Source organism: Stenotrophomonas pictorum JCM 9942 (assembly GCF_001310775.1).
GTDB classification, from domain to species: domain Bacteria; phylum Pseudomonadota; class Gammaproteobacteria; order Xanthomonadales; family Xanthomonadaceae; genus Stenotrophomonas; species Stenotrophomonas pictorum.
This window is the reverse complement of sequence record NZ_BAZI01000502.1, coordinates 1-1,618: the sequence shown is the minus strand read 5'-3', so window position 1 is coordinate 1,618 and position 1,618 is coordinate 1. Positions and strand designations below refer to the sequence as shown.

General features: G+C 66.7%; 2 protein-coding genes. One reads left to right on the top strand and one right to left on the bottom strand.

Translation table 11 applies throughout. The annotated features are described in order from the left end of the window. Positions 1 to 188: Ada metal-binding domain-containing protein (locus JCM9942_RS15455; protein ID WP_304941160.1), on the bottom strand; the 188-nt coding region annotated here is incomplete at its 3' end. A 166-nt stretch (positions 189 to 354) separates the two neighbouring features. On the opposite strand from JCM9942_RS15455, the gene JCM9942_RS15450 reads away from it, so the two are divergent. After that, complete coding sequence (locus JCM9942_RS15450) at positions 355 to 1,467, top strand: COG3904 family protein (protein WP_054660740.1); 1,113 nt, start codon at positions 355 to 357, stop codon at positions 1,465 to 1,467. The last annotated feature ends 151 nt before the right edge of the window (positions 1,468 to 1,618 follow it).

Genomic DNA, 1,618 nt, shown 5'->3' with positions numbered 1-1,618 from the left:
GCGCTGGCGGCGGCGGCACTGGGGAAGTAGCTGACGTTGCGACGGTGCGGCACCGGCGCCGGACAGACCGGCCGGCAGTAGATGCCGGTGCTGCGTACGGCGGTATAGAACAGGCCGTCAAAGCGCGCATCGCGGGCCAGACGCGCCTGTTCGCATTGCTCGTAGCTGGGCAGGGCGGGGTTGTGCATGGCCCCAGTCTAGGGCGCGGCGGGGACCGGCACTGGCCATTTCCGGACATCGCTGCCGAGGATGAATCCTCGTTTAGGCCCGATTGCGGGGCGGGGGGCTTTGCGCACTAGACTGTCCGCTCTTTCCGGCGCGTGTTGCGCCGTCGCACGGACCTGATTGCTCTCCATGTTGCCCAGATTCTGGTGGTCGCCGTTGTTGTGTGTCGGGCTGCTGGCCTGCAATCCACAGGAGCAGGACAAACAGCCGCTGCCGGACCCGGCGGTGGCGCAGGCGTCCGACGGTGACCATATGGTGTCGATCAACGTCACCGATGTGCCGCGGCCGGCCCCGGTCGCGGTGCCGGCCAAGGACCGTGACTGGCCGGAGGTGGCGCTGGAGAACGACCGGGTCTGGATCAGCTGTGACACCGACTACGCCGGTGAAAACGGCGATGGCGCGGCCCTGGAAACCCTGGAACGCCAGGCCATGGAGACGGCGCTGGCGCCGTGCAAGGAGCGTGGCCTGCTGCGCGTGCGCTATGCCGGCAAGATCAACCCGACGTTCGCGGCGCTGATGGCGCGGCTGGCGATCGTGGCCGAATCGATGGGTATCGACCGGCGCATCCTGGATCTGGATTCCAGCGGCGGCCAGGTGGAAGCGGCGATCGTGGCCGGCGACAGCATCGGCGAGTCCGGCTGGACCATCTGGGTGCGGGAGGGCTCGATCTGCCACAGCGCCTGCGTGTTCGTGCTGGCCGCCGGCGACAACCGTCTGATCGCCGGCAAGGTCGGTATCCACCGGATGATGCGGATCAGTTCCACCGCCACCTCGCGTGCGGAGTTGAACAAGGAGCTGCACGAGGTCTATGACAACGTGAAGGACTACCTGCAGCGCAACGGCGTGGCGGTGGGGGTGGCCGACCTGATGATGACCGTGCCCAACCGCAGCGTGCGTCTGCTCAGTGCCGAGGAACTCAAGCAGTTCGGGCTTGATGGCACCAACGCGGTGCAGGACGATCTGGAGCGGATCAAGCAGATGCGCAAGTGCGGCGATGATTTCGTGCGCCGCAAAGACGCGTTCCTGATCGCCTTCGATCGCGACTGCAAGGCCGAAGGTGCCGATCTGGACGCGGTGAACACCTGTGGCCAGGCGTTGAAGCAGCGGTTCGGATTCCCGGATGAGACCTGCCCGGACGAGAGCCCGTTGTCGGAAATAGATACCGCGCTGCTGGCGCTGCCCTCGTCCCCGGTGCAGGCGGCAGCCACCGCGCAGGTGCCGGGCCCGGCGGCGGTGCACTGAGCAGTAGGCCCATCACATCGGGCGGCATAGACTGCCGGTTCTTCCACGCAACGCCATGGGGTGCATCATGCGGTCCAGTCGTCTGTTGATACTGCTGTCACTGACTTTGCCGGCGGCTGGGTTGCTGGCCCAGACACCACCTCCCGCTGCC

What these genes read in the sequence shown, in the direction of transcription:
- JCM9942_RS15450 (WP_054660740.1), top strand. Translation starts at nt 355, where the DNA reads ATGTTGCCCAGATTCTGGTGGTCGCCGTTGTTGTGTGTCGGGCTGCTG.